This is a genomic window from Sphingopyxis sp. BE235 (assembly GCF_031457175.1).
Taxonomy (GTDB): Bacteria; Pseudomonadota; Alphaproteobacteria; order Sphingomonadales; family Sphingomonadaceae; genus Sphingopyxis.
Genome location: NZ_JAVDWC010000001.1, coordinates 530,001 through 548,734, shown reverse-complemented (window position 1 = coordinate 548,734; position 18,734 = coordinate 530,001). Strand labels below are relative to the sequence as shown.

The 18,734-nt window shown below is 64.6% G+C and carries 13 protein-coding genes, 1 tRNA gene and 2 rRNA genes (1 of these 16 only partly in view); 6 read left to right on the top strand and 10 right to left on the bottom strand.

The genetic code is table 11. The annotated features are described in order from the left end of the window. The first annotated feature begins 14 nt into the window (after positions 1 to 14). Complete coding sequence (gene purH, locus J2X38_RS02590; protein WP_310250979.1) at positions 15 to 1,607, top strand: bifunctional phosphoribosylaminoimidazolecarboxamide formyltransferase/IMP cyclohydrolase; 1,593 nt, start codon at positions 15 to 17, stop codon at positions 1,605 to 1,607. Here purH and J2X38_RS02585 read toward each other — a convergent pair. Continuing rightward, positions 1,579 to 3,954, bottom strand: coding sequence for a BTAD domain-containing putative transcriptional regulator (locus tag J2X38_RS02585; RefSeq protein ID WP_310250976.1), 2,376 nt, complete (start codon positions 3,952 to 3,954; stop codon positions 1,579 to 1,581). The genes purH and J2X38_RS02585 overlap by 29 nt on opposite strands. Positions 3,955 to 4,107: 153 nt before the next feature. On the opposite strand from J2X38_RS02585, the gene J2X38_RS02580 reads away from it, so the two are divergent. After that, entirely contained in the window at positions 4,108 to 4,536 is a 429-nt protein-coding gene (locus J2X38_RS02580; RefSeq protein WP_082639605.1) for a UrcA family protein, read from the top strand. Positions 4,537 to 4,741: 205 nt separating this feature from the next. Then, positions 4,742 to 5,395 (top strand): YqaA family protein, encoded by a 654-nt coding sequence (locus J2X38_RS02575; RefSeq protein WP_248458645.1) that lies wholly within the window; start codon positions 4,742 to 4,744, stop codon positions 5,393 to 5,395. A gap of 128 nt (positions 5,396 to 5,523) precedes the next feature. On the opposite strand, the gene J2X38_RS02570 is transcribed toward J2X38_RS02575, so the two are convergent. The 3 genes from J2X38_RS02570 to J2X38_RS02560 form a co-directional block, all read right to left on the bottom strand. Further along, entirely contained in the window at positions 5,524 to 6,069 is a 546-nt protein-coding gene (locus J2X38_RS02570; protein ID WP_310250972.1) for a VOC family protein, read from the bottom strand. Then, positions 6,066 to 7,154: a 4-hydroxyphenylpyruvate dioxygenase gene (gene hppD / locus J2X38_RS02565; protein WP_310250970.1), complete on the bottom strand. Its 1,089-nt coding sequence runs from the start codon at positions 7,152 to 7,154 to the stop codon at positions 6,066 to 6,068. The genes J2X38_RS02570 and hppD overlap by 4 nt, the downstream gene beginning before the upstream one ends. 172 nt (positions 7,155 to 7,326) lie before the next feature. After that, a complete protein-coding gene (locus tag J2X38_RS02560; RefSeq protein WP_310250967.1) occupies positions 7,327 to 9,201 on the bottom strand; it encodes an ABC-F family ATP-binding cassette domain-containing protein in 1,875 nt (624 codons plus the stop codon). Positions 9,202 to 9,281: 80 nt separating this feature from the next. On the opposite strand from J2X38_RS02560, the gene J2X38_RS02555 reads away from it, so the two are divergent. Beyond that, positions 9,282 to 9,704: a VOC family protein gene (locus tag J2X38_RS02555; protein ID WP_310250964.1), complete on the top strand. Its 423-nt coding sequence runs from the start codon at positions 9,282 to 9,284 to the stop codon at positions 9,702 to 9,704. 2 nt (positions 9,705 to 9,706) lie between these two features. On the opposite strand, the gene J2X38_RS02550 is transcribed toward J2X38_RS02555, so the two are convergent. From J2X38_RS02550 to J2X38_RS02540, 3 genes are read right to left on the bottom strand one after another with little or no spacing between them, the layout of a single operon-like run. Continuing rightward, positions 9,707 to 11,257 (bottom strand): DHA2 family efflux MFS transporter permease subunit, encoded by a 1,551-nt coding sequence (locus J2X38_RS02550; RefSeq protein ID WP_058538856.1) that lies wholly within the window; start codon positions 11,255 to 11,257, stop codon positions 9,707 to 9,709. 3 nt (positions 11,258 to 11,260) lie between these two features. Further along, positions 11,261 to 12,421, bottom strand: coding sequence for an HlyD family efflux transporter periplasmic adaptor subunit (locus tag J2X38_RS02545; RefSeq protein WP_310250961.1), 1,161 nt, complete (start codon positions 12,419 to 12,421; stop codon positions 11,261 to 11,263). Further along, positions 12,418 to 13,845, bottom strand: a complete 1,428-nt coding sequence (locus J2X38_RS02540) for an efflux transporter outer membrane subunit (RefSeq protein ID WP_310250957.1) — start codon at positions 13,843 to 13,845, stop codon at positions 12,418 to 12,420. The genes J2X38_RS02545 and J2X38_RS02540 overlap by 4 nt, the downstream gene beginning before the upstream one ends. Before the next feature lie 65 nt (positions 13,846 to 13,910). On the opposite strand from J2X38_RS02540, the gene J2X38_RS02535 reads away from it, so the two are divergent. Together J2X38_RS02535 and J2X38_RS02530 are read left to right on the top strand one after the other, a co-directional pair. After that, positions 13,911 to 14,543, top strand: a complete 633-nt coding sequence (locus J2X38_RS02535) for a TetR/AcrR family transcriptional regulator (protein WP_231732677.1) — start codon at positions 13,911 to 13,913, stop codon at positions 14,541 to 14,543. A gap of 84 nt (positions 14,544 to 14,627) precedes the next feature. After that, on the top strand, positions 14,628 to 15,920 hold the full coding sequence (locus J2X38_RS02530) for an Hsp70 family protein (RefSeq protein WP_310250954.1): 1,293 nt from the start codon (positions 14,628 to 14,630) through the stop codon (positions 15,918 to 15,920). A gap of 245 nt (positions 15,921 to 16,165) precedes the next feature. On the opposite strand, the gene J2X38_RS02525 is transcribed toward J2X38_RS02530, so the two are convergent. The 3 genes from J2X38_RS02525 to J2X38_RS02515 form a co-directional block, all read right to left on the bottom strand. After that, positions 16,166 to 16,242, bottom strand: a tRNA-Met gene (locus J2X38_RS02525). Positions 16,243 to 16,356: 114 nt separating this feature from the next. After that, a 5S ribosomal RNA gene (gene rrf / locus J2X38_RS02520) occupies positions 16,357 to 16,471 on the bottom strand. A gap of 117 nt (positions 16,472 to 16,588) precedes the next feature. Further along, positions 16,589 to 18,734, bottom strand: a 23S ribosomal RNA gene (locus J2X38_RS02515) (it continues 647 nt past the right edge of the window).

The window sequence follows — 18,734 nt, the reverse complement described above, 5'->3', positions numbered from 1 at the left end:
CGAGGCCCTCCCCCATGACCGACCTGATTCCCGTCCGCCGCGCCCTCCTGTCCGTCAGCGACAAGGCGGGGCTCGCCGACCTTGCCGCCGCGCTCGTCCGTCACGGCGTCGAACTCGTATCGACCGGCGGCACCGCGAAGGCATTGCGCGAAGCGGGGCACAATGTCCTCGACGTCTCCGACCTCACCGGCTTTCCCGAGATGATGGACGGCCGCGTCAAGACGCTGCATCCGACCGTCCACGGCGGCATCCTCGCGGTGCGCGACGACGCGGCGCATGTCGCGTCGATGGAGGAACATGGCATCGGCGCGATCGACCTCGTCGTCGTCAACCTCTACCCCTTCCTCCAGACCGTGATGAGCGGCGCCGACCGCGATACGATCATCGAGAATATCGACATCGGCGGCCCCGCGATGGTGCGCTCGTCGGCAAAGAACCACGCCTTCGTCGGCATCGTCACCGAGCCTGAAGATTATGCCGCAGTCATCGAAGAGATGGACGCCAACGGCGGCGCGACCACCCTCGGCTTGCGCAAGCGCCTCGCCGCGACCGCCTTCGCGCACACCGCGACCTATGACAGCATGATCGCGCAATGGTTCGCCTTTGCCGACCAGGGCAAATTCTTCCCCGATACGCTGCCGCTGACCGCCAAGCTCTCAGCCGAATTGCGCTATGGCGAGAATCCGCACCAGAAGGCGGCGCTTTACCTGCCCGCCGGCCCCGCTGCACGCGGCATCGCGCAGGCCGAACAGGTGCAGGGCAAGGAACTCAGCTACAATAATATCAACGACGCCGACGCCGCGCTCGAACTCGTCGCCGAATTCCGCGAGGCCGATCCGACCTGCGTCATCGTCAAGCACGCCAACCCGTGCGGCGTTGCCACCGCCGCGACGATCGCCGAAGCCTATGACGCGGCGCTGAAGTGCGACGATGTCTCGGCGTTCGGCGGCATCATCGCGGTGAACCGGCCGCTCGACGGCGCGACCGCCGAAGCGATCAGCGGCATCTTTACCGAAGTCGTCTGCGCCCCCGACGCCGACGCCGACGCGCGCGCGGTGTTCGCGAAAAAGAAGAACCTCCGCCTGCTGCTGACGGGCGAGCTGCCCGATCCGGCGCGCGGCGGGCTGATGCTCAAGACGATCGCGGGCGGCTGGCTCGCGCAGAGCCGCGACAATGGCCGCATCACCCGCGCCGACCTGAAGATCGTCACCGACCGCGCGCCGACCGACGAAGAACTCGCTGACGCGCTGTTCGCGTGGACGATCGCCAAACATGTGAAGTCGAATGCGATCGTCTATGCCAAGGGCGGGTCGACCGCGGGCATTGGCGCGGGGCAGATGAACCGCCGCGACAGCGCGCGCATCGCCGCGGTGAAGGCACGCGAAGCCGCCGAGAGCCACGGCTGGGCGACCCCGCGCACCGTCGGCAGCGCGGTCGCGAGCGACGCCTTCTTCCCCTTCGCCGACGGCCTGCTCGCCGCGGTCGAGGCGGGCGCGACCTGCGTGATTCAGCCGGGCGGCTCGATCCGCGACGACGAAGTGATCGCGGCGGCGAACGAGGCCGGCCTCGCGATGGTGTTCACCGGGATGCGCCACTTCCGCCACTGACGGCGCGGCCGAGGCGCACCAGCCGCTCGGCTTCGCTTTTGCAATCGTAACGCAGTCCGGGCTCGTTGCAGAAGTCGGGCCAGCGCCCCTGGCGCCGCCAGAAATCGACCAGCCCGATCCGCGCCAGCTTGGCAAAAAACTGCGGATCGCGCCGGAGCGGAGCGACCGATGGCCAATAGAGAAGCGACCATTGGCCGTCGGTTTTGCGTATCGGCGCGCGCGCGAGCCACGAAAGCGCCTTCGGCTGGTCGCCGAGCCGCGCAAAATGCGCAGCCAGTGCATAGGCCGACGAAGGGTAGCGCGCGAATTCGGCTTCGGCGGCGGCGTCGACCTCGCGCGATCCGATCGAAGGGTCGGCAAATTGATGGAGGAGCAGCATATCGAATTCACGCTGCTCCCCGGCCGTTGCGCCGCGATAGACTTCGGCCGCCGCGTCCCGGCCGCGTTCGACCGCGAGACGGCGGCGATGTTCGGCAAGATCGGGATGCCCCGGCCAGATTGCCTCCACTTCGGCGAACTGCTTCATCGCATCCTGCATCTTCCCGGCCGCCCCATAACGCCGGACCACCCCCAATGCCTTGTAGATCGACGTCGGGTCCGCGCGCGCGGCGCGCTGCGCCGGGCCGACACCGGCTTGAACATAGCCGGCCTGGAACAGTCCCACCGCATTCGTCATCAATGCGGCCGGATATTCGGGATCGATCGCAAGCGCGCGGTCAACGAGAGGCAGGGCCTCGACCATGAACAATTCGCTCCCGCCCGTCTGCGACAGCGCGGTCAGCGCGGGGACATTGTCGGGATCGATCGCAAGCGCCCGGCGCGCCGCATCGATCGCTTTTGCGCGCCCCACGTTCCATTTGGCGGGATCCATCTCGTGCGAGAGATGCTTGATGCGGACCTGCGCCAGCAATCCCAGCGTGTCGGCATCCCCCGGCCAGCGCTGAACCAGCTCCTCCATCAACCGGATTGCGCGGGGTCCATCGAAAGCCGTGTCCGCGTCGCAGACCGCAAAGATCAGCGATCGTCGATCCGCATCGGCCGCCAACAGGTCTTTCCGGCCGTTCAGCGTCAGCGCGCAGTTGACCAGTCCGGCAACCGCGAGCGCGGTCCGTTCGCGCAGCCGGCTGAGGTCGTCGACGGGCGCCGCGAAACGGCTGGACCACAGGATCGATCCGTTCAAACTGTCGACAATCCGCGACTCGCTGACGAACTGACTCCCGTCGCGCTCGATCGCGATGCGGACGATGAAATCGCCCGCGCGTCCCGCCACCTTTCCGTCGAGCACCCGGACCGCGCCCCCCGACGCCTTGGCAAAGCGCGCGAAATCGCCGGCCAGCGCATCGGCAAAACGGTCCTCGACCGGATCATTGCCGCGCTGCTCGATCGGTTCGACGCGGACCACCGGCGTATCGAATGCAGCGACCGCGGATCGCGACCGCGGCGCATCCGCGCCCGTCAGCGCGAGCGCCAGCGCGGCCACGCCGAGGAACAGCGCGCGCCGCGGCGACAGGCTGGCGGTTGGATTGGCTGCCATCGCGGGCGCTGCGACCGGGTGGGCGACCGGGTGGGCGACCGGGTGAAGGTCAGGGGGACAGGGCCGGGCCGCCAGGCGTCGATATAGTTCGGCGGTTTCGACCGAGGGTTTGCCGTCGATTCCGCGTGCGAGCGCGTCTTCGATCCGCTGCCAGGCGTGGCGCACGCCATCGCCGTCGCCCGCTTCCCAGCGCGCGCTCATCACCAGCCGCGCGGCATGTTCGCTGCACGGATCGAAGCGCGTCACCTTATCCGCCACCGCGAGGGCCCCTTCGACATCGCCCGCCTGCAGCCGCCTTTCCGCCACCGCGAGCACTTCGCGGACGATCGCTTCGCCCTGACGCGTGCGCTCGACCGCGAGCCAGTCGTCCCATGCTTCGTCGATACCGTCGAGATCGGCCAGCAACCCGACATCGTGCGCGGGCAGCCGGTTCAGGACCACGGCGACATCGTCCACCGCGCACGCGGCGTGAAGCAGCGAAATATCGTCGATGACTTGTGTGCGGTCGATGGCGACGGTTTCGCGATCGGCGTGCAGCAGCGGCGGCAATGCGCGCGTCCAGGGCTTCAGTTCGACGAGACATTGCCTGAGGCTGGCATGCGCCTGTGCATCGGGGCGGCGGCTCCAGAGAAGCGCGCTCAGCCGGTCGCGCGCAAGCGGCGCGTCGGCAAGCACGAGCCGGGCAAGAAGGGCGCGGGCCTTGCGGCTGGTGGGGGACAGGGCGGGCGGCTCGACGGCAAAGTCACCAAGGAGCCGCAATACTGGCGGCACGGCGGCGATATGCCGCTCGTTTTTTGCGAATGCAGAATTCACGGCGCGACCTCCTTGGTCGAGGGATTGCGGCCGTATGTTTTTCCCGAAGACGGAATAACATTTTTTTGACGGGCAGACGAACGGTAAATTTCAACATTCTGGATTTTGACGTATTTTTAATACCGGATTGACGCTCTTCTCACGGCCGCCGACATGCGCGCCCGCTACTCCCGTCGCATCCGCAGCCTGCCGTTCGGCTGGGACATGGTGAAAGGGAGTAACTCGATGCGTATCTTCATGGCTCTGCCCCTGTTGCTGCTCGGCGCAGCACCCGCATTTTCTCAGCCCATCGTAGCGACTGCACCGGCAGGTGAAATCGAGGTGGTCAAAGTCAGCTATGCCGACCTCAATCTCGACACCGATGCCGGCTGGGCGCGGCTCGACAGCCGCCTGCGCGCCGCGGCGCGATCGGTATGTGACGTCCGGCCCGAATTCGAATCGACCGTGCGGGAAATGGCCACCGGCCATTGCTTCCGGAGCGCGCTTTCGAGAGGCCGCGAAGCCGGCAAGGAGATCATTGCCGCCCAACGGACCGGCACGCCGATGACGCTGGCCAGCGCGATCATGATCTCGCGGCGGTGACCCTTCGCCGATAGCGCGGACGCTACGAGGTCCCTTGCTCCCGTCTCTGGTGGGAGCAACGCCGGAACCGTTCCCCGACGGTTCCGGCGTTTTTCGGTCACGGCATGCCAGGCTTCGGCTCGACTTCGCACGGCGCGGGCGGCATAGGAGGGCCGACGTCGCCACCGCAAGGACCAGCATGACCGCCACACCGCGTAACAAGTCCATGATCCAGAGGCTTTATAACTGGACCATGGAGAAATCCGCGCATCCGCACGCCGAATACTGGCTGGCACTGGTTTCCTTCGTCGAGGCGAGCTTCTTCCCGATTCCGCCGCACCCGATGCTGGGGCTGATGTGCCTTGCGAACCCGAAAAAGGCGGTGCGCTATGCGATCATCTGCACGCTCGCGTCGGTCGCGGGCGGCATGCTCGGCTATTTGATCGGCTTCTTCCTCTATGAAAGCGTCGGGCTCGCGCTGCTTGGCGCGCTCGGGCTCACCGACGCCTTCCCGTCGGCCGCCTGTTACCTGCGCGAGTTCGGCGCCGAGATCATCCTGATCAAGGGCGCGACGCCGATCCCGTTCAAGCTGCTGACGATCACCGCCGGCTTCATCCACATGAGTTTCTGGACCTTTCTGTGGGCGAGCCTCGCCAGCCGGGCCTTTTCCTTCATGCTCGTCGGCATATTGTTCCGGCTATTCGGGGCGCCGATCAAGGCGTTCATCGACAAATATCTGATCTGGGTCACCGGCGCGTTCCTCGTCGCCGTGGTCGCAGGATTCCTCGCGATCGGCGCGCTGTCGGGCGACGGCAAGAGCAAGGAAGCCGACAAGTGCAGCGGCGCGACGCTCGAGAGCATCGGGCTGGACCGGAAATAGTTCAACGAAGGGGCGGACAACACCCCTCAATTTATCGTCACCCCGGACGTGATCCGGGGTCCACGACTTCAAGCGCTGCGGCGGATCCCGGATCAAGTCCGGGATGACGATAGAAGGATGCGCGATGCCTACTCGTTCGCCGCCTGGTGCAGCCAGTCGGCGTGGCGCGGGGCCTTCTTGGTCTGGCTCCATTCCTCGAGCATCAGCGGTGCGACGCGTTTCAGCTCGGCATATTGCTCGTCGGTGCCGATGTCGCAGGCCAGCTCGACGCGGTGACCGTTGGGGTCGAAGAAATAGATCGACTTGAAGATGCCGTGGTGCGTCGGGCCGAGCACGTCGACGCCGTTCGCCGTCAGATGCGCCTTCGCGGCGACCAGCTCGTCATAGCTGCCGACCTTGAACGCGAGATGCTGGACCCATTTGGGCGTATTCTCGTCGCGCCCCATGTCGGGCTGGTTGGGCAGCTCGAAGAAAGCGAGGATGTTGCCGTTCCCCGCCTCGAGGAAGACGTGCATATAGGGGTCATATTCGCCGGTCGACGGCACATGATCCTCGGCGAAAGCGGTCGTGTAGGTCATGCCGAGCATGCGCTCGTACCAGTCGACCGTTTCCTTCGCATCCTTGCAGCGATAGGCGGCGTGGTGGACACCGCCCAATTTGATCGGGCTCGTCATTCGGCGGGTTCCTCGACGGTCAGGGCTCCGCGGCGAATCTGGTCCATTTCCATCGATTTGAACAGCGCCGTAAAATTGCCCTCGCCAAAGCCTTCGTCCTTCTTGCGCTGGATGAATTCGAAGAAGACCGGACCGATCACGGTCTGGCCGAAAATCTGGAGCAGCAGGCGCGGGTCGCCTTCGGTCGTCGAGCCGTCGAGCAGGATGCCGCGCGACTGGAGGCCCTCGACCGACTCGCCGTGGCCCGGAAGCCGCTCTTCGAGCATCTCATAATAGGTCGCCGGCGGGGCGGGAGCGAAGGGGTTGCCGAGCGCTTTCAGCTTGTCCCACGCGGCGTACAAGTCATCGCAGCTGAACGCGATATGCTGGATGCCCTCGCCATTATAGGCGCGCAGATATTCCTCGATCTGCCCCTTGCCGCCCGCGCCCTCTTCATTGAGCGGGATGCGGATCTTGCCGTCGGGGGCGGTCATCGCCTTCGACGTCAGCCCGGTATATTCGCCCTTGATGTCGAAATAGCGGATTTCGCGGAAGCCCGCGATGCGCTCGTAAAACGCCGCCCAATGCGCCATGCGGCCGCCGTAGACATTGTGCGTCAGATGATCGATCAGCTGCATGCCCGCGCCGACCGGGTGGCGATCGACGCCCTCTTCATAGACGAAATCGATGTCGTAGATGCTGAGGTCGTCGCCATAGCGATCGATCAGATAGATGATCGAGCCGCCGATGCCGCGGATCGCGGGCAGGCGCAGTTCCATCGGGCCGGGGTTGACCTCGACGGGTTCGGCGCCGCGCGCGACGGCTTCGCTGTACGCCTTCGCCGCATCGCGGACGCGCCAGCCCATCCCGCACGCCGACGGGCCGTGCTCGGCGGCGAAATAAGCAGCGGGCGATTTGGGTTCGTAATTGGCGATCAAATTGATGCCGCCCTGGCGCCACAGCTGGACGTCCTTCGAGCGATGGCGCGCGATCAGCGTGAAGCCCATCGCCTCGAACACGGGTTCGAGAATGCCCTTTTCGGGCGCCGAAAATTCGACGAATTCAAAGCCGTCGAGGCCCAGCGGATTATCGAAAAGGTCGGCCATGTCGCATTCCCATCTAGTTTCAATTGAAACTATTATGATGGATTGGGGTGGCGGAGTCAATGCGGGTGAGCCCACAACAATTCGTCATGCCGGACGTGATCCGGCATCCATGGCAGCTTTGGGTGTCTGGACCCCGGATCAAGTCCGGGGTGACGAAGTAGGAACAGATAACCTAGGCGGCCGCGCTCTCAAACGCCTCCAGCGCTTCGCTCGCCGTCACCCAGCGCGCCTCGGCGGCTTCCTGCGCAGCGACGATCTTGCCGCGCCGCTGCGACAATTCACTCATCGTCAGTCCCTTATATTCGCTCGCAGCACCCTGCGGATCGAACATCGCGCGGTCGATGGCCGAGAGCACGACCTCATATTTGGCGAGATCGGCCTCGGCGTCGCTGACGTCCTTCTTGATCTTCGCCGCCGCTTCGCGCGCGGCGGCCGCGGCCTTGCGGTCTTCCTTCTTGTCAGCTTTCGACACGCGGTCCTTCTGCGGACCCTTGCCGAGGATCATGTCGACATAATCGTCCATGCTGCCGTCATATTCGCGCGCGGTGCCGTCATCGACGAGCACGAGCCGGTCGGCGGTGAGTTCGAGCATGTGGCGGTCGTGACTGACCAGCACCACCGCGCCGTCGAAACCGTTCAGCGCCTGTACGAGCGCCTCGCGCGCGTCGACGTCGAGGTGATTGGTTGGTTCGTCGAGGATCAGCAAATGCGGTGCGTCGCGGGTAATCAGCGCCAGCGCCAGCCGCGCGCGTTCGCCGCCCGACAGCTTCGCGACCTGCGTCACCGCCTTGTTGCCCGAAAAGCCGAAGCGGCCGAGCTGCGCGCGCACCGCGCCCTGCGTCTTGCCTTCCATCACGCGCGTCATATGCGCGAGCGGGGTGTCGCTGCCGTCGAGTTCCTCGACCTGATATTGGGTGAAATAGCCGACGCGCATCTTGCCCGATGCCGCCATCGCGCCCGCCATCGGCGTCAGCTGCGCCGCGAGCAGGCGCGCGAGCGTCGTCTTGCCGTTGCCGTTGCGGCCGAGCAGCGCGATCCGGTCGTCGGGATCGATGCGCAGGTTGAGCCGCTGCAGCACCGGGCGTTCCGCGTAACCGACGCTCGCGAGGTCGAGCGTGATCAACGGCGGCTTCAGCTCGTCGGGGCTCGGGAAATCGAACGCCAGCGTCTGATCCTCGGCGAGCGCGGCGATCGGCTGCATCCGCGCGAGCATCTTGGCGCGCGACTGCGCCTGTTTCGCGGTCGAGGCGCGGGCGCTGTTGCGCGCGACATAATCCTGGAGCTTGGCGCGCTGGGCGTCCTGCGATGCCTTGGCCGCGGCGAGTTGCGCCGCACGTTCGGCGCGTTGACGTTCGAACGAGTCATAGCCGCCGGTGTAGAGCGTGACCTTGCCGCCTTCGAGATGGAGGATATTGTCGACGACATTGTTGAGCAGGTCGCGCTCGTGGCTGATCACGACGAGCTGCCCCGGATAGGCGCGCAGGAAATTCTCGAGCCACAAGGTCGCTTCGAGGTCGAGGTGGTTCGACGGTTCGTCGAGCAGCAGCAGATCGGGTTCGGAGAACAGCAGTGCCGCGAGCGCGACGCGCATCTTCCACCCGCCCGAGAAGCTGTCGAGCGGCTGCCCCTGCATCTCCTCGTCGAAGCCGAGCCCGATCAGGATGCGCGCGGCGCGCGCGGGCGCGGTGTAGGCGTCGATGGCGATCAGCCGTTCGTGGATGTCGCCGAGCTTGTCGGGGTCCTGCTCGGTCTCCGATGCCGTGAGCAATTCGGCGCGTTCGGTGTCGGCGGCGAGCACGGTATCGAACGGAGTCGACGTTCCACTCGGCGCTTCCTGCGCGATATAGCCGACGCGCGTCTTGCGCGGCATGTCGATGCTGCCCTCGTCGGCTTCGAGCTGGCCGATCATCACCTTCATCAGCGTCGATTTGCCCGCGCCGTTGCGCCCGATCAGCCCGACGCGGCTTTTTGCCGGCAGGCTCGCAGTGGCGCGTTCGAGGATGGCGCGCCCGCCAAGGCGTACAGTGATTCCGTTGATCGTCAGCATGGGCGCGCGCCTAGCATGTTGCGGCGCACAACCCAAGTCCCGGACTGGCTTTCCGTGCGTCGGTGCGGCAAATGGGGAGCATGACCGGCCTCGCCCCCTTTCACATCGCCTTTCCCGTCGACGATCTGGACGCCGCGCGCCATTTCTATGGCACTATCCTCGGCTGCCCCGAGGGGCGCAGCGATCCCGACTGGATCGACTTCAACCTCTATGGGCATCAGATCGTCGCGCACCGCGTCGATACGCCGCGCGCATCGGCCGCGCATAATCCGGTCGACGGCCATGCGGTGCCGGTGCCGCACTTCGGCGTCGTGCTGTCGCCCGCCGAATGGCAGGCGCTCGCCGACCGGCTGAAGGCCGCGGGCACGACATTCGTAATCGAACCGCACACGCGCTTTCCCGGCCAGCCCGGCGAGCAGTCAACGATGTTCTTTTACGATCCGGCGGGCAACGCGCTCGAGTTCAAGGCGTTCGCGGACCTGGATCAGCTGTTCGCCAAATAACGTTAATGCCCGCCGCCCATCGAAATCTGTTTCGGCCGCGGCGCGAACCACACCGATATAGCGGCAAGCACGAACACGACGCCCGACGCGAGGAACAGGTGCAGCACGCCTAATGTCGACGCCTGCACCTCGACCAGCCGCTCGATCGCCGCGCGCGCCTGTTCGAGCGTGAAGCCGGCATTTTGCAGCGAGGTCATCGTCGCTTCGGGGTTATTGAGCGACGAGACGAGCTCGGACCGCGACGTCCGGCTGGCATCGTCCCACGCGGTCGTCGCGACCGCGGTGCCGATCGCCCCGCACAGCGTCCGCAGGAAGCTCATCAGCCCCGCCGCCGACGTCTGGTGCTGCGCGGGCACCGAACTCAGCGCGAGCGCGGTGAGCCCGACGAAGAAGAAGGGCATGCCGATCCCCTGCAGGATATGCGGCAGCGCGAGAGTCCAATAGCCGACATCGGCGTTCCAGCTCGCGCGCAGCACCGACATCACCGCCATCCACAGGATACCGCCCGAGATGGTGATGCGCACGTCGACCTTGGTCATCAGCCCCGCCGCGACGGGCGACAGGAGGACGGCGAACACCCCGAGCCACGCGACGATGAACCCCGTCTGCGTCGCGGTATAACCCGCGACCTGCTGCAACCATAAGGGCGTCAGTACGACCTGCGCAAAGAAGGCGCCGAAGCCCAAGGATATCGCCATCGTGGCGAAGGTGAAGCCGCGGAAACGGAAGATGCGCAGGTTCACGACCGGATTGGCGTCGGTCAGCTCCCAGATCACGAAAGCCGCAAAGCTGATTGCAGAGACGACCGCGAGCCCGACGATCCACGTCGATCCGAACCAGTCATGTTCGCGCCCGGTGTCGAGCATGATCTGGAACGCGCCGACCGACACGACAAGCAGGATCAGGCCAACGACGTCGATCCGCGCCTTGGCGCGCTTGGTCTCGAACGGCGTCAGCAACGTGAAGACGCCGAACGCACAGATCGCGACGACGGGCAGGTTGATGAAAAAGATCCACGGCCACGTCCAGTTGTCGCTGATCGTGCCGCCGAGGATCGGGCCGAGGATCGGCGCGGTTGTCGTCGTCATCGCCCAGATCGCAAGGCCGATCCCGGCCTTTTCCTTGGGAAAGATACGCAGCAGCAATATCTGTGACAGCGGCATCAGCGGGCCGCCCGCGAGCCCCTGCAGCACGCGGAAGAGCACGAGCGCATCGAGCGTGCGCGAAACGCCGCAGAGGAAAGAGAAAATACCGAAGCCGATGATCGAGATCATGAACCAGCGCACCGTGCCGAAGCGCATCGCGAGCCAGCCGGTGAGCGGCACGCTGATCGCGTCGGCGACCGCATAGCTGGTAATCACCCACGTCCCTTGCGTCGGCGACACCGCGAGCCCGCCCGCGATATGCGGCACCGACACATTGGCGATCGTGGTGTCGAGCACCACGACGAAATTGGCGAGCGCCAGCGCGAAGGCGGCGACGATCAGCCGCGCGCCGGTCAGCGGCTGCGGTTCGGCGGGGATGGCGGATGCAGGGAGGGCGGCGCTGGCCATTTGTCAGCGACCGCGCGTATCGATCGTGGCTTCCATCGACAGCCCGACGCGCAGCGGATGTTCCTTGAGCTGCTTCGGGTCGAGCGCGATGCGCACCGGCAGGCGCTGCACCACCTTCACCCAATTGCCCGTGGCATTCTGTGCGGGGATCAGCGAGAAGGCCGCGCCGGTGCCGCCGGCGATGCCGATCACCTTACCGCGATAGACGACGTCGCCGCCATAATAGTCCGACACCAGTTCGACCGGCTGGCCGATGCGGATATCCTCAAACTGGCTTTCCTTGAAATTGGCGTCGACATAGGCGGTGCTGATGGGGACGAGCACCATGATCGGCGCGCCCGCGGCGATCCGCTGCCCCACCTGCACCTGCCGGTTGGTGACGATGCCGTCGACCGGCGCGCGCAGCACGGTGCGCGCGAGGTCGAGACGCGCCTTTTCGAGCCGCGCTTCGGCGGCCGCGACGTCGGGCGCGGTGTCGATCGTCGTCCCGCGCACCACGGCCTCGGCGGCGCCCAAATCGCCGCTCGCCGAGCCGCGCGTCGCCTCGGCCGAGGCGATGCCCGCCGCAGCGAGATCGCGCGCCGCCGAAGCCGAAGCGAGCGCCGCGCGCGCCGAAGTCAGCTCTTCGCCCGACACGGCGCCGGTGCCGGCAATGCTTTCGCGCCGCGCGAGTTCGGCGCGTGCGCGCTCGACCGTCGCATTGGCGTCGCGCAGCCGCGCGCGGGCCTGCGCGATATCGGCGCCGCGCGCCGCGACGCGCGCCCGCGCCGCATCGGCGGTCGCGTCGGCCTGTCCATAGCGCTGGCGCGCGAGGCGCAGCGCCGCTTCGGCATCGGCAACCGCGATGCGCTGGTCGGCGTCGTCGAGGATCACGAGGATGTCGCCCTTCTTCACCGCCTGCGTGCCGCTGACGCGGACTTCCTTGACGGGTCCCGAGACGAGCGCGGTCACCTGCGCCGAGTCGGCACCGACATAGGCGTTATCGGTATGAACGCGTCCGGCCTGCGTCAGAAAATACCAGAGGCCCCACAGGATCGCGACCGTCACGACGACGATCGCGAGGATGCGCAAGAGCTTCTTCCGCTTGGCGCCATTGGCTTCGGGGGGGGCTTCGGGAGTCTCGGGAGCGGGGTTTGCGGCTGCAGCCGTTTCGTCGGCCATCATTCGTCTCCTGTTGAATTAGCGGCCCGATATCCGCCGCCAAGCGCGCGGATCAGGGCGATGTCGAGCGAGAGCTGGCGCGCTTCGAGGTCGGCGACGGCGCGGCTCAAGGCGACCATGCTGTCCTCGGCGGTGAGCTGGACGATCTGGTTCGAGAGGCCGGCGCGATAGCGCAGTTCGGCGAGCTTTGACGCTTCGGCGGCGGCGGTCAGCGCTTCGCGCCTACCGACGAGCTGGCGTTCGGTTGCGACGCGGCTCGCGACGATATCGGCGACATCGCGCAGCGCACCGATCAGCGTGCGGTCATAGGTCGCGACCGCCACATCATAATCGGCGCGCGATCCACGATAACGCCCTTGGAGGCGCCCGCCCTCGAAGATCGGCAGGCTGATCGCGGCGCCGCCATTGCCATATTCGGACCCCGATTTGAACAGGTTGGAGAGGCCGAGCGACTGGAGCCCGACGAGCGCCGACAGGCTGATATTCGGATAGAAATCGGCGCGCGCGACATCGATGCGTTTTGCGGCGGCTTCGGACCGCAGCCGCGCCGCGACGATATCGGGACGCCGCCCGATCAGGTCGATCCCCGCATTGCCCGGCAGTCCGCGCGACGGGCGCGCCATCTGGGGGCGCGCGATCGACAGGCCGCGGTCGGGTCCGCCACCGATCAGCGCGGCGATCCGGTTACGCGTCGTCGCGATCGCTTCTTCGAGCGCGACGACGTCGGCACGTGCCGACGCGGCGCGGCTTTCGGCCTGCCGCTGGCTCGCCTGATTTTCGATCCCCGCACGCGCGCGCTCGCCCGACAGGTCGGCGCTCGCGGTGCGGACGCGCACAGCGTCATTGGCGACGTCGATTGCGTGATAATAGCCGGCTAGATCGGCGTAGGCGGCGGCGATCCCGGTGGTGAGCATCAGCCGCGCCTGCGCCGCGTCGACGCGCGCCGCCTCGGCCTCCGACGTCGCGGCGGCGAGCGCCGCACGGTTACGGCCCCACAGGTCGAGGTCGAAGCTGAAGGTCGCGGCGATATGACCGGTGTCCTGAATGCCGTCGGGCACGAAGCCAGGCGGGATGCCCATGTTCTGGCTTTGCTGGACACCGCCCGCGCTCGCCTCGGCGCCGATCCGCGGCAGAAGGGCAGCACCCGCCTGCTGCGCCATCGCCTCGGCCGCGCGGACACGCGCGGCGGCGATCGCAACGTCGGGCGAGCCCTTCAAACCCTCTGCGATCAGCGTATTGAGTTGGACGTCGCCCAAGCCCTGCCACCAGCCTTCGGCGGGCCACTCGCCCTCAGCGCGGGCGAATGTCGCGTGCGATTCCAGCGACTCGGCCGCCGCCGGAACGGGCTTGGGTCCAAGGTCGGGAACGCTCGCGCAGCCCGCGAGCAGGCCGAAAACAGCGGTGGAGAGAAAAATTGTCCGGGGCATGGCTTCCAACGATACTAGCTGGTATCATGCGCAGATGAACTTCGGAGGAAGCGTTGTCAATCGAAATGATACCAGATAGTACGCCTGCCCTCGACGACGCCGCGGCGATACGCCGCAAGGCGTTTGTCGATGCCGCGCGCGAGCTGTTCTTTGCGAATGGCTATGCCGGGACGACGATGTCGTCGATCGCGAGCAAAGTCGGCGGATCGAAGACGACGCTCTGGACCTATTTCCCGTCGAAGGAGGAGCTTTTCGCCGCGGTCGTCGACGACATCGTCGCGCAATATGGCGACGCGCTCGCGATCGACCTGCCGCTTGACGAGCCGGTGCCCGATGTCTTGCGGGTATTCGGCAATCTGCTGATGACCAAGCTGACCGCGACGCCGATCCTGTCGCTCTTTCGCCTCGTCGTCGGCGAAGCCGAGCGTTTCCCGCACCTCGCCGAGACATTTTACGAGCGCGGCCCGCGCCGAGGAAAGGCGCGCGCCGCCGTCTGGGTGGGCGAAAAAATGGTGCGCGGCGAGATCCGGATGGGCGACCCGATGCGCGCGGTGCAGCAATTCACCGGCCTTTGCCAATCAGGCATCTATCAATTCGCGATGCTCAACCTTCCCGAAAGCCGCGACCTCGATCGCCTTCGGGACGATGTCGACGCCGCGGTCGACACCTTCTGTCGCGCGTGGAGCTCCGACGACTGAGCTCCCCGCGGAAACTTGCTCCCCCCACCCTCCTGTGCAATAGGCGCCGCCCCCAACCGGGAATCCCCAGCTACAGGAGCATGTATGGACAAGGCGGCCGCGAGCGCGCTCGGCCTCGATTTCGGCACGACGAACAGCGTCGTCGCGCTCGCCGATGGCCAGGGCGGCACCGAGCTGGTCGCGTTCGGCGACGCGGGCGATGCGGTGTTCCGCTCGGCGCTCTGCTTCTGGGAAGAGGAACGCGGCTGGAACGGCATCGCGCACGAGGCGGGCCCGTGGGCGATCGACGAATATCTCCAGTCGCCGCTCGACAGCCGGTTCATCCAGTCGTTCAAGAGCGTCGCCGCGAGCCCGTTGTTCGAGCGCGCGATGATCTTCAACAAGCCGTTCCGCTTCGAGGATATGGGGCGCCTGTTCCTCCAGCGCCTTGTCGCGCATGCCGGCGGCGCGCTCGACGAACGGCCACGCCGCATCATCGTCGGCCGTCCGGTCGAATATGCTGGCGCGCGCCCCGATCCCGAACTCGCGCGCCAGCGTTACGACGCGATGCTCGCGGCGTTCGGCACCGAAATCTATTATGTCCACGAACCGCTCGGCGCCGCGCACAGCTATGCCTCGCGCCTGACCGAGCCCGCGACAATCCTCGTCGCCGACTTCGGCGGCGGCACCACCGACTTTTCGATCGTCCGCGTCGCCGAGCCCGGGAGCCCGCGTCGCTGCGTGCCGCTCGCCTCGTCGGGGATCGGTATCGCGGGCGACCGTTTCGATTACCGTATCGTTGATCGGCTGGTGCTGCCGCTGCTCGGCAAGGGCAGCCAATATCGCTCGTTCGACAAGCTGCTCGAAATCCCCGGCGGCTATTTCGCCGATTTCGGCGACTGGTCGCGGCTCGCGATGATGCGCAACCGCCGCACGATCGAGGAAATCCGCCGCCTGCAACGCGACGCCGAGCGGCCCGACCTGATCGGCCGCATGATCGCGCTGATCGAGCATGAGCAGGGCTTCCCGCTCTATGATGCGGTGGGCAAGCTCAAGCGTGCGCTTTCCAGCAACGATCACGCTGAATTTCATTTCGCCGGCGGCGGGATCGAGATCGGGGCCGACGTGCGGCGCGCCGATTTCGAGCAATGGATCGCCGACGATCTTCGCCGCATCGAGGCGGCGATGGATCAGGCGCTCGCCCGCGCGGGCGTCGTGCCCGCGGCGATCGATCGCGTCTTCCTCACCGGCGGCTCGTCGTTGATCCCGGCGATCCGCGCGATGTTCGACCGCCGTTTCGGCGAAAATCGCATTGCGACCGGCGGCGAGCTCACCTCGATCGCGCACGGCCTCGCGCTGATCGGCGAGGAATCCGACCCGGCCGAATGGGCTGCCTGATCGGGAGATCGAACACGGACGGGTGGGTGGTCATACCTGGACTGGCGAGCGGTATCATCCTCGCGAATGTGGCGGTCCTCGCGCCCTATGCGCTGCTGGCCGCGAGGACCGTCGTCGTCGAGGTCCACTGCAGGACGACCGAAGCACGATCGTCGAGCGACGAATCCGCTTGTCCGCCTCGCCGACGCCCGCACGCGCCAAAACGCAAAAAGCCCGCCATCCCAGAAGGAAGGCGGGCTTTTTGATGGTTGCGGGAGTAGGATTTGAACCTACGACCTTCAGGTTATGAGCCTGACGAGCTACCGGGCTGCTCCATCCCGCGTCAACCAGCTTGCGGGTCCCTGGGGACCGGCAAAACAGCAAAAGGCCGGCATCGCTGCCGGCCTTTAACTTTGTGAATGGGTTTTCCTCTTTTCGACCTTACGCCGACTACAATGCCTGGCGACGTCCTACTCTTCCGGGACTTAAGTCACAGTACCATCGGCGCTGTCAGGTTTCACGGCCGAGTTCGAGATGGGATCGGGTGGGTCACTGACGCCATGGTCACCAAGCAATGAAGCCGGCGTGGGTCAAAAAGGGTTTCAATCGATGTCCGTGCAATATTTGTCTGATCAATCATCCACATATCGCGGACAAACCAGTCAGGCTTGTCGTTGATGGCGGGACTCTTAAGTGCGAATAGAGCAATTAGTATCGGTTAGCTCCACGCGTTACCGCGCTTCTACATCCGATCTATCAACGTGGTGGTCTTCCACGGCTCTAAGAAATCTTATCTTGAGGGAGGCTTCCCGCTTAGATGCTTTCAGCGGTTATCCCGTCCATACATAGCTACCCTGCTGCGCGGCTGGCGCCACGACAGGTACACCAGAGGTATGTTCAACCCGGTCCTCTCGTACTAGGGTCAACTCCTCTCAAATTTCGACGCCCACGGCAGATAGGGACCAAACTGTCTCACGACGTTCTGAACCCAGCTCACGTACCACTTTAATTGGCGAACAGCCAAACCCTTGGGACCTGCTCCAGCCCCAGGATGTGATGAGCCGACATCGAGGTGCCAAACGATTCCGTCGATATGAGCTCTTGGGAATCATCAGCCTGTTATCCCCGGCGTACCTTTTATCCGTTGAGCGATGGCCCTTCCACTCGGGACCACCGGATCACTATGACCGACTTTCGTCTCTGCTCGACTCGTCAGTCTCGCAGTCAGGCAGGCTTATGCCATTGCACTCTTGCAGACGGTTTCCAACCGTCCTGAGCCTACCATCGCGCGCCTCCGTTACTCTTTAGGAGGCGACCGCCCCAGTCAAACTACCCGCCACAGAGGGTCCCTGATCCAGTTTCATGGATCGAGGTTAGACATCAGAAAACAACAGGGTGGTATTTCACCTATGGCTCCACATCAGCTGGCGCCGATGCTTCAAAGCCTCCCACCTATGCTACACAGTTCTTTCCTAATGCCACTCTGAAGCTGCAGTAAAGGTGCACGGGGTCTTTCCGTCTAACCGCGGGTACTCCGCATCTTCACGGAGAATTCAATTTCGCTGAGCATCTCCTGGAGACAGTGGGGAAGTCGTTACGCCATTCGTGCAGGTCGGAACTTACCCGACAAGGAATTTCGCTACCTTAGGACCGTTATAGTTACGGCCGCCGTTTACCTGGGCTTCATTTCGCAGCTTGCACCACTCCACTTAACCTTCAGGCACCGGGCAGGCGTCAGGCCCTATACGTCGTCTTGAAGCCGACTTAGCAGAGCCCTGTGTTTTTGCTAAACAGTCGCTACCCCCTGGCCTGTGCCCCCTCAAACCGGTTGCCCGGAATGAGGGCCTCCTTCTTCCGAAGGTACGGAGGCAATTTGCCGAGTTCCTTCAGGAGACTTCTCTCAAGCGCCTTGGTATACTCTACCATCCCACCTGTGTCGGTTTAGGGTACGGTCTATAATGGAGGGGCTATTTCCTGGAACCTCTTCAAAGCCTGCTCAATCCAATAAGAGCAGACAATTTACGAGATCCGTCACACACCTCCAGGCCCACGAATATTAACGTGGTTCCCATCGACTACCCCCTTCGGGCTCGTCTTAGGGGCCGGCTTACCCTGCTCAGATTAGCTTTAAGCAGGAACCCTTGGGATTTCGGCGACAGGGCATCTCACCCTGTTTATCGCTACTCATGTCAGCATTCGCACTTCCGATACCTCCACGACCCATTACCAGATCGCTTCATCAGCCTACGGAACGCTCCGCTACCGCGTGTAGTAAACTACACACCCTAAGCTTCGGTGCACGTCTTGAGCCCCGTTACATTTTCGCCGCAGGAACCCTTATTTAGACCAGTGAGCTGTTACGCTTTCTTTAAAGGATGGCTGCTTCTAAGCCAACCTCCTGGTTGTTTTGGGATTCCCACATGCTTTACCACTTAGACGTGACTTGGGGACCTTAGCTGTAGGTCAGGGCTGTTTCCCTTTTGACGACGGACCTTAGCACCCGCCGTCTGTCTGCCAGATATTACTCATGGGTATTCGGAGTTTGGTTAGAATTGGTAGATCTCGCGACCCCCGCATCCATCCAGTGCTCTACCCCCCATGGTATTCGTCTGACGCTCTACCTCAATAGATTTCGCGGAGAACCAGCTATTTCCCGGTTTGATTGGCCTTTCACCCCTAAACACAACTCATCCGACAATTTTTCAACATTGAACGGTTCGGCCCTCCAGTGCGTGTTACCGCACCTTCAGCCTGGTCATGCCTAGATCACCGGGTTTCGGGTCTAATGCAACAAACTCATTCGCCCTATTCAGACTCGCTTTCGCTGCGCCTACA

Excerpts from the sequence above, each read along its gene's own strand:
- purH (WP_310250979.1), top strand. The coding sequence starts at position 15 with ATGACCGACCTGATTCCCGTCCGCCGCGCCCTCCTGTCCGTCAGCGAC.
- J2X38_RS02580 (WP_082639605.1), top strand. The coding sequence starts at position 4,108 with ATGCGCGCCCGCTACTCCCGTCGCATCCGCAGCCTGCCGTTCGGCTGG.
- J2X38_RS02575 (WP_248458645.1), top strand. The coding sequence starts at position 4,742 with ATGATCCAGAGGCTTTATAACTGGACCATGGAGAAATCCGCGCATCCG.
- J2X38_RS02570 (WP_310250972.1), bottom strand. The coding sequence starts at position 6,069 with ATGACGAGCCCGATCAAATTGGGCGGTGTCCACCACGCCGCCTATCGC.
- hppD (WP_310250970.1), bottom strand. The coding sequence starts at position 7,154 with ATGGCCGACCTTTTCGATAATCCGCTGGGCCTCGACGGCTTTGAATTC.
- J2X38_RS02560 (WP_310250967.1), bottom strand. The coding sequence starts at position 9,201 with ATGCTGACGATCAACGGAATCACTGTACGCCTTGGCGGGCGCGCCATC.
- J2X38_RS02555 (WP_310250964.1), top strand. The coding sequence starts at position 9,282 with ATGACCGGCCTCGCCCCCTTTCACATCGCCTTTCCCGTCGACGATCTG.
- J2X38_RS02550 (WP_058538856.1), bottom strand. The coding sequence starts at position 11,257 with ATGGCCAGCGCCGCCCTCCCTGCATCCGCCATCCCCGCCGAACCGCAG.
- J2X38_RS02545 (WP_310250961.1), bottom strand. The coding sequence starts at position 12,421 with ATGATGGCCGACGAAACGGCTGCAGCCGCAAACCCCGCTCCCGAGACT.
- J2X38_RS02540 (WP_310250957.1), bottom strand. The coding sequence starts at position 13,845 with ATGCCCCGGACAATTTTTCTCTCCACCGCTGTTTTCGGCCTGCTCGCG.
- J2X38_RS02535 (WP_231732677.1), top strand. The coding sequence starts at position 13,911 with ATGATACCAGATAGTACGCCTGCCCTCGACGACGCCGCGGCGATACGC.
- J2X38_RS02530 (WP_310250954.1), top strand. The coding sequence starts at position 14,628 with ATGGACAAGGCGGCCGCGAGCGCGCTCGGCCTCGATTTCGGCACGACG.